Origin of the sequence: Streptomyces sp. NPDC004658, assembly GCF_040609555.1 — a bacterium.
Taxonomy (GTDB): Bacteria; Actinomycetota; Actinomycetes; order Streptomycetales; family Streptomycetaceae; genus Streptomyces.
This window is the reverse complement of the sequence record NZ_JBEXKG010000244.1, coordinates 1-8,025: the sequence shown is the minus strand read 5'-3', so window position 1 is coordinate 8,025 and position 8,025 is coordinate 1. Positions and strand designations below refer to the sequence as shown.

5 protein-coding genes and 1 pseudogene are annotated in these 8,025 nt (G+C 72.5%); 3 read left to right on the top strand and 3 right to left on the bottom strand.

All coding sequences use genetic code 11. The annotated features are described in order from the left end of the window. Positions 1-87 precede the first annotated feature (87 nt). The 3 genes and pseudogenes from ABZV94_RS38585 to ABZV94_RS38575 form a co-directional block, all read right to left on the bottom strand. Positions 88-273, bottom strand: a pseudogene (locus ABZV94_RS38585) (hypothetical protein); the annotation flags it as partial. A 196-nt stretch (positions 274-469) separates the two neighbouring features. Then, complete coding sequence (locus ABZV94_RS38580; protein ID WP_030650243.1) at positions 470-1,096, bottom strand: NUDIX hydrolase; 627 nt, start codon at positions 1,094-1,096, stop codon at positions 470-472. Between the two features lie 102 nt (positions 1,097-1,198). Then, complete coding sequence (locus ABZV94_RS38575; protein WP_356349218.1) at positions 1,199-2,848, bottom strand: CTP synthase; 1,650 nt, start codon at positions 2,846-2,848, stop codon at positions 1,199-1,201. 541 nt (positions 2,849-3,389) lie between these two features. Between ABZV94_RS38575 and ABZV94_RS38570 the strand changes: the two genes are divergently transcribed. The 3 genes from ABZV94_RS38570 to ABZV94_RS38560 all read left to right on the top strand — a co-directional run. Next, positions 3,390-5,192, top strand: a complete 1,803-nt coding sequence (locus ABZV94_RS38570; RefSeq protein WP_103812271.1) for a glycoside hydrolase family 15 protein — start codon at positions 3,390-3,392, stop codon at positions 5,190-5,192. Positions 5,193-5,337: 145 nt separating this feature from the next. Next, a complete protein-coding gene (locus ABZV94_RS38565) occupies positions 5,338-6,720 on the top strand; it encodes an FAD-binding oxidoreductase (RefSeq protein ID WP_356349216.1) in 1,383 nt (460 codons plus the stop codon). 57 nt (positions 6,721-6,777) lie between these two features. Continuing rightward, positions 6,778-8,025: PucR family transcriptional regulator ligand-binding domain-containing protein (locus ABZV94_RS38560; protein ID WP_356349214.1), on the top strand; the 1,248-nt coding region annotated here is incomplete at its 3' end.

Here is an 8,025-nt window from a genome sequence, read left to right as displayed (position 1 = left end):
ATCAGTCCCTCGCCCGCGCCCTCGCCGAACAGCACGTCGCGCAGCGGCACCTCCAGCAGGCCGTCGAAGGCGGCGCACACCTCGTCGAGGGCGGCCGGCGATGAGGAGCACGCGCGCGCGGGGGGCCTTGCGGCCGGCGAGGGTGTCCAGTCCGGCGCGCTCGATGTCGGCGCGCAGCTCCTTCAACTCCCGTGTACGGCCCAGGAATCGGTCCTCCCTGGCCGGGTGCGCGGTCCGCTCCGCACCGTCTGGGTCCACCGCCTGATCCGTCACGGGCCACACTCCCGTCCCACCGCACGCGCAAGCCCGCCGGTGTCTTCCGATACGGGCGTTGAAGAGCCTAGTTCACGCTCTGCGACGTTCCGGGAAGAGCGCGGCGGAGGGATCGCCCGATCGGATCAGGCGATCGTCACACCGGCGGGCCGGAGGGGTGCGGTGGCTTCCCCGGACGGGTCCGGCCGCTCGCCGGTCAGCTCTCGAAGGGGCGCGCGGGCCATGGCGCGTCGGCGGGACGCAGCGCGTCCAGGCCGTCTCCGCCACGGGCGGCGACCAGGGAGAGCACACCCACCACGAGGCAGTTGTTGTGCAGGTCCCCGGCGAGGACGCGGCGCACCAGCTCCTCGACCGGCACGCGCGCGTGCTGCATGTCGGTCTCCTCGTGCTCCGCCGCGAAGCGCTCGCCCTCGGCCTCGGACAGGCCGCGGGCCAGGAAGATCCGTACGGCCTCGTCGCAGCCGCCGGGGGTGGTGTACACGTCGGTCAGCACCCGCCAGTCCTCGGCCTTGACGTGCGCCTCCTCGTACAGCTCCCGCTGGGCGGCGTGCAGCGGGTTCTCGCCGGGCACGTCCAGCAGCCCGGCCGGGATCTCCCACAGCTTCTGCCGCACCGGGTGCCGGTACTGGTTGATCAGCAGCACCCGGTCCTCCTCGTCCAGGGCGAGGACGGCCACGGAGCCCGGGTGGACCTGGTAGTCACGGCGGGCCACCGACCCGTCGGGCATGACCACGTCGTCCGTGCGGACGGAGGTCTTGTTGCCCACGAAGGGGGTGTCCGTGGCCCGGATCTCCCACTCCTCGGGGGTGTCCTTGATCGTCATGCCCTGTCCTTCCACACACGTTCCGAAAAAACCCGGCCGACAACGGAAAACCGGGGCGCTCCCCTTTGAAGGTTCGCACCCCGGCCACCGTACAACTGGTTGTTACTTCGAGTTCTTCCGCTCGACCGCGGCCTTCACCAGGCCGACGAACAGCGGGTTCGCACGGGTCGGCCGCGAGCGCAGCTCGGGGTGCGCCTGCGTGGCGACCAGGTACGGGTGGACGTCGCGCGGGTACTCCACGTACTCCACGAGCTTGCCGTCCGGGGAGGTGCCGGAGAAGACGATGCCGGCCTTCTTCTCCAGTTCCGCGCGGTAGGCGTTGTTGACCTCGTAGCGGTGCCGGTGGCGCTCCTCGACGTACTCCTTGCCGTCGTAGACCTCGCGCACGATCGAGCCCTCGGCCAGCTTGGCCGGGTACATGCCGAGCCGCATCGTGCCGCCCATGTCGCCCTCACCGGCGACGATGTCCAGCTGCTCGGCCATGGTGGAGATCACCGGGTGGGCGGTGGCCGGGTCGAACTCGGTGGAGTTGGCGTCCGGGATGTCGGCCAGGTTGCGGGCGGCCTCGATCACGATGCACTGCAGGCCCAGGCACAGGCCGAGCAGCGGGATCTTGTTCTCGCGGGCGTAGCGGATCGCGCCGACCTTGCCGAGCACACCACGGTCGCCGAATCCGCCGGGGATGCAGACGCCGTCCACGTCCGCGAGCTGGGCCTTGGCGCCGGCCGGGGTCTTGCAGTCGTCGGAGGTGACCCACTTGATCTTCACACGGGCCTTGTTGGCGAAGCCGCCCGCGCGCAGCGCCTCGGTGACCGACAGGTAGGCGTCGGGCAGGTCGATGTACTTGCCGACCAGCGCCAGGGTGACCTCGTGGTCGGGGTTGTGGACGCGGTCGAGCAGGTCGTCCCACGTCGTCCAGTCCACGTCCCGGAAGGGCAGGTCGAGCTTGCGGACCACGTAGGCGTCCAGGCCCTCGGAGTGCACGACCTTGGGGATGTCGTAGATCGAGCGGGCGTCCGGGCAGGCGACGACGGCGGCCTCGTCGACGTCGCACATCAGGGAGATCTTCCGCTTGATCGCGGTCGGGACCTCCCGGTCGCAGCGCAGCACGATCGCGTCGGGCTGGATACCGATGTTCCTGAGCGCGGCCACCGAGTGCTGGGTCGGCTTGGTCTTCAGCTCGCCGGACGGGCCGATGTAGGGCAGCAGCGAGATGTGCACGACGAAGACGTTGTCCCGGCCGACCTCGTGGCGGACCTGGCGGACGGTCTCCAGGAACGGCAGCGACTCGATGTCGCCGACCGTGCCGCCGACCTCGGTGATGACCACGTCGACCTCGTCGGTGGCCATGCGCCGGATGCGGTGCTTGATCTCGTTGGTGATGTGCGGGATGACCTGCACCGTGTCGCCCAGGTACTCGCCGCGGCGCTCCTTGGCGATCACGGTGGAGTAGACCTGGCCGGTGGTGACGTTGGCGGTGCCGTCCAGGTCGCGGTCGAGGAACCGCTCGTAGTGGCCGATGTCCAGGTCGGTCTCGGCGCCGTCGTTCGTGACGAACACCTCACCGTGCTGGAAGGGGTTCATCGTGCCCGGGTCGACGTTCAGGTACGGATCCAGCTTCTGCATCACGACACGCAGGCCCCGCGCCTTGAGCAGCATGCCCAGGCTGGAGGCGGTCAGACCCTTGCCGAGCGAGGAGGCGACACCCCCGGTCACGAAGATGTGCTTGGTCGTCGTGGTTTTGGGCGGCATGGCCAAGAGGGGGCTCCCGTGGTCGCGGTCTGGGGGTGCGATACGGCGACCCTCCCGGATCTTCCGGGGGTGCCGTCGCTGCGGTTCGGGGGTTTTTCTCCCACCGGTCCACGGGCTACCAGCGTATCAGCGCCTGGCCGGGATGGCTTCCGGCCACTCTGCGCGCTCGCCCGGGCACAGCGGGGCGCCGCAGGTGTCACTCGTGTCACTCCGGTCATCCTGCGGACACACCGTTCTCACCCGGTGCTCACTCGTTCGGCCCACACGGGTTGCCCGGAGCGGCACGCGGATCATCTACGTGCGTCGTATCCTGCTCGGACATTCGCTGCCGAGCCCGGCCGGAACGACGGCACACCCCCGCCAACATCACCCGGAACAACGAGAGCGCGGCAGTTCGTTGAGCAAAGACTGTCGTGTTGCCTCAGGGCTCGGCGGGCTGCTTTGCTTCACCGCTCAACGACGCTTAACAACGATCCCTTGACCGCACTAGCGACAGCCCCCTGCGCGGGGGTGTGACGTGGCCGTTCGACTGGAGTTGCACGTGGCCGGGCGCATCGAAGACTACGCACTCATCGGAGACATGCAGACCGCGGCGCTGGTCTGCCGGGATGGCACGGTGGACTGGCTGTGCCTGCCCCGCTTCGACTCGCATGCCATCTTCGCCGGCCTGCTGGGCACCGAGGAGCACGGTTTCTGGCGGCTCGGGCCGGCGCACGCCGCCGACGCCAAGCCGCCCACGGCCGCCCGGCGCAGCTACCGCGGCGACTCGCTGATCCTGGAATCCGAGTGGGACACCCCGCGCGGCACGGTCCGTGTGACCGATTTCATGCCCCCGCGTGACGGCGCCCCGCAGCTGATCCGGATCGTCGAGGGCGTCACCGGCCGGGTGCCGATGCGCTCGGCCCTGCGGATGCGGTTCTCCTACGGCCGGGTCGTGCCCTGGGTGCACAAGCACGAGGGGCGCACGGTGGCCGTCGCCGGACCGGACTCGGTGTGGTTCGACACCGAAGCCGAGACCTACGGCAAGGCGCTCACCACGTATGCCGACTTCACGGTCGCCCCCGGAGACCGGATCGCGTTCACCATCTCCTGGCAGCCCTCGCACAAGCAGCCGCCGCCGCTGCCGGAGCCGGAGGCCTCGCTGGAGGCGACCGAGGACTTCTGGCGCGAGTGGGTCGAGCACTGTACGTACCACGGGCCGTACCGCGAGGCGGTGATCCGCTCGCTGATCACCCTGAAGGCGCTGACGTACGCCCCCACGGGCGGCATCGTCGCGGCCCCGACGACCTCCCTGCCCGAGGACATCGGGGGCGTGCGCAACTGGGACTACCGCTACACCTGGCTGCGGGACGCGGCGATCACCCTGTCCTCGCTGCTGCGCACGGGCTACCGCGAGGAGGCCCGCGCCTGGCGCGAGTGGCTGCTGCGCGCGGTCGCCGGGGACCCGGAGAACCTCCAGATCATGTACGGCATCGCCGGTGAGCGCGAGCTGGGCGAGGCCGAGCTGGACTGGCTGCCCGGCTACGAGTGCTCGGCCCCGGTCCGGGTCGGCAACGGCGCCGCGCACCAGCTCCAGCTGGACGTGTACGGCGAGGTCACCGAGGCCCTCCACCTGGGCCACATGACCGGGCTCGCCCGCAACGACTACGCCTCGCTGCTCCAGCTGAAGCTGATCCGCTACCTGGAGGACCACTGGCAGGAGCCGGACGAGGGCATCTGGGAGGTGCGCGGCCCGCGCCGGCACTTCGTGCACTCCAAGGTGATGGCCTGGGTCGCCGTCGACCGCACGATCAAGCTGATCGAGTCCGGCGACGCGGACGGCCCGCTGGAGCGCTGGAAGGAACTGCGCGACGACATCCACCGGGACGTGTGCGAGAAGGGCTACGACAAGGAACGCAACACCTTCACCCAGTCCTACGGCTCGCAGGAGCTGGACGCCTCCCTGCTGCTCATCCCGCAGATGGGCTTCCTGCCGCCGGACGACAAGCGGGTGATCGGCACCATCGAGGCGATCCAGCGCGAGCTGTCCACCCCGGACGGGTTCATCCTGCGCTACCCGACCGAGGGCGACCGCGCGGGCGTCGACGGCCTGCCGGGCGACGAGGGCGCGTTCCTGGCCTGCTCGTTCTGGATGGCGGACGACCTGGCGATGATCGGCCGCGTGGACGAGGCCCGCAAGCTGTTCGAGAAGCTCCTCGCGCTGCGCAACGACCTCGGTCTGCTCGCCGAGGAGTGGGACCCGCGCCTGAAGCGCCAGGTCGGCAACTTCCCGCAGGCGTTCAGCCATGTCCCGCTGATCGACACGGCCCTGCGGCTGACCGCGTCGGGCGCCTACGGGGGCTAGAGACTCCACCGGGGACGCCGCACCGGCTCCTCGCCCGCGTCCGCGGGCCCGTCGTGGCTGGTCGCGCAGTCCCGCGCGCCCCTTCGGGGGCGCGCTCCGCCTACGCTGGAACCGGACGGATGCCCCTTCCCGGAAGGGGGCGGCCATGGCGCCCCTCTCGAAGGCGGGCGCGGCCCTCGCCGCGCTCCGCGAGGATCTGGTCGGCGAGGTGCTCGCCCCCGGGGACCCGGGCTACGAGGAGGCCCGCGCCGTGTTCAACGCGAGGGTCGACCGGCGGCCCGCGGTGATCGCGCGGTGCGCGGACGCGACCGACGTGGTGCGGGCCGTGCGCTTCGGCAGGGACCTGGACCTGCACATCGCGGTGCGCGGCGGCGGCCACGGCGTGGCCGGTACGGCGCTGGGCGACGGCGCGCTCGTGGTGGACCTGCGCCGGATGCACCGGGTCACCGTCGACCCGGCGGCCGAGGCGGTCCGGATCGAGGGCGGCGCCACGATGGGCCAGCTGGACCGCGCCACCCAGCCGTACGGTCTCGCGACCACCGGCGGGCGGGCCTCCAGCACCGGCGTCGGCGGTTTCGTCCTCGGCGGCGGCACCGGCTGGCTGGACCGCGCCTTCGGCCTCGCCGTCGACAACCTCATCGCCGTGGAGCTGGTGACCGCCGACGCCGAGCGGGTGCACGCGAGCGCCGACGAGAACCCCGAGCTGTTCTGGGCCCTGCACGGCGGGGGCGGCAACTTCGGCGTCGCCACCGCGCTCACCCTGCAACTGCACGAACTGCCGGAGTTCTCCGTCGTCCTGCTGCTGTTCTCGCCGGACGCCGGACCTGACGTGCTGCGCACCTTCCGCGAGATCATCCGCACCGGGCCGGACGAGGTGGGCGGCGCCGCGCTGTACCTCACCGGCCCGCCCGCGGCGTTCACACCGCCGGAGCTGGTGGGCGCGCCGCTGTGCACGGCCCTGCTGACGTACGCCGGGGGCGAGGACGAGCTGCGGAAGCTGGCCGAGCCGCTGCTCGCGCTGCCGCACGAGGTGGAACTGGCCGGTGACATGCCGTACGCCGATGCGCAGTGCATGCTCGACCAGCCGGCGGGACTGCGGAACCACTGGTCGGCGGAGTACCTGACCGGGCTGCCGGACGAGGCGGTGGACGCCTTCTGCGCCCTTGCGGACGGCATGCCGGTGCCGACCCCCACCCGGCACCTGCTGTTCCCGCAGGGCGGGGCCGTCGCGTCCGGCCCGCACGAGTACCCGGTGCCGTTCCGGGACGCGCCCTGGGCGGCGCACCCGCTCGCGCTCTGGCCGGACGCGGCCGGCGACGAGCGGGCGATCGGCTGGGTGCGGGACGTGCGCGCCGGCCTGCGGCGGTGGAGCACGGGTGCCGTGTACCTCAACTTCATCGGCGACGAGGGCCCCGAGCGGGTCCGCGCGGGCCTGGGCGCCGGGAACACCCTGCGCCTGGCGAAGGTGAAGCGGCGCTACGACCCCGACAACGTCTTCCGCTTCAACCACAACATCCGGCCGGTCTAGGCGGCGGCTGTCCCGCGGGAGCTGCGCGGAGGGCGTTTACGCAGGTAGCGTCGCCGCATGGACAGCCGTACGGACCACCGGACCGACACCCAGGGAGCCGGGATCACCGTGCAGCGGGCGCTGGAGCTGCCCGGACTGCGCAGCGGGCTGCCGGAGGTGCTGGCCGGCGCCGACCGGCTCGGCCGCACCGTGCGCTGGGTGCACGCGGGCGAGGTGCCGAACATCGCCTCGCTGCTCAAGGGCGGCGAACTGCTGCTGACCACGGGCTACGGCCTCGGCACCCGGCCGGCCGAGCAGCGGGCGTTCGTGCGCACCCTCGCCGAGCGCGGGATCGCCGCCCTCGTGGTGGAGCTGGGCCCGCGCTTCTCCCGGCTGCCCGCCGCCCTCGTGGACACGGCCCGGGCGGCCGGGCTGCCGCTGGTCCAGCTGCACCGCGAGGTGCCGTTCGTGACGGTGACCGAGGAGATCCACACCGAGATCGTCAACGGCCACTACGCGCTGCTCCAGCGCGCGGAGGAGGTGCACCGGCGCTGCACCGAGGCGCTGCTGGGGGGTGGCGGGGTGCCGCAGGTGCTGGACATCCTGGCCGGCTTCGGCGGCAACCCGGTGTTCCTGGAGACCGCCGACGGCCGGCTGCTGTACGCCGCCGGGGAAGGGCCCGAGGGCGCGGATCCGCTCCAGGTGTGGGAGGGGCTGCGCGGCCCGCACAAGGAGGCACCGCCGCCGTCCGGCTCGGTGCTGGTGGACGTGCCCGGCGGCGGGCCCGGGACCGCCGGTGCCGTGCGCGCCCGCCTGGTGCTGCTGCCGGTCCGCTCACCCCTGGCCCCGGTGCACCGGATCGCCGCCGAGCGGGCCGCGGGCATCCTGGCCGTGGTGCTGATGCAGGCCCGGCAGGAGGAGGAGTTGGCCGCGCGGGGGCGCGGCGACTTCCTCACCGATCTCGCCGAGGGCCGGATCGCGGCGGAGGACGCCCCGGCGCAGGCCCGGGTGCTCGGCTTCAAACCCGGCGAGAGCCCGCTGCTGCCGGTGGTGATGCGGATCGGGGACAGTCTCTCCCCCGGCGGGGGCTGGGCGGTGCTGGCCCGCGCCGTCTCCGAGGAGCTGGCCGCGGTGGGGGTCCCGGTGCTGCTCGGGGTGCGGCCGGTGGAGGGCCGGGTGCTGGTGCTGCTGGGGCTGCGCTCGGAGCCGGAGCGGGCCGCGGTCGCGGACCGGGTGGCGGCGGCGCTGCGGGCGGGGGTGGAGCGGGCCGGGATGCGCCGGCCGGGCTCGCCGCCGCCGGTCGTGGTCGTCGGGGTGGCGGGCGGC

What these genes read in the sequence shown, in the direction of transcription:
- ABZV94_RS38580 (WP_030650243.1), bottom strand. Translation starts at nt 1,096, where the DNA reads ATGACGATCAAGGACACCCCCGAGGAGTGGGAGATCCGGGCCACGGAC.
- ABZV94_RS38575 (WP_356349218.1), bottom strand. Translation starts at nt 2,848, where the DNA reads ATGCCGCCCAAAACCACGACGACCAAGCACATCTTCGTGACCGGGGGT.
- ABZV94_RS38565 (WP_356349216.1), top strand. Translation starts at nt 5,338, where the DNA reads ATGGCGCCCCTCTCGAAGGCGGGCGCGGCCCTCGCCGCGCTCCGCGAG.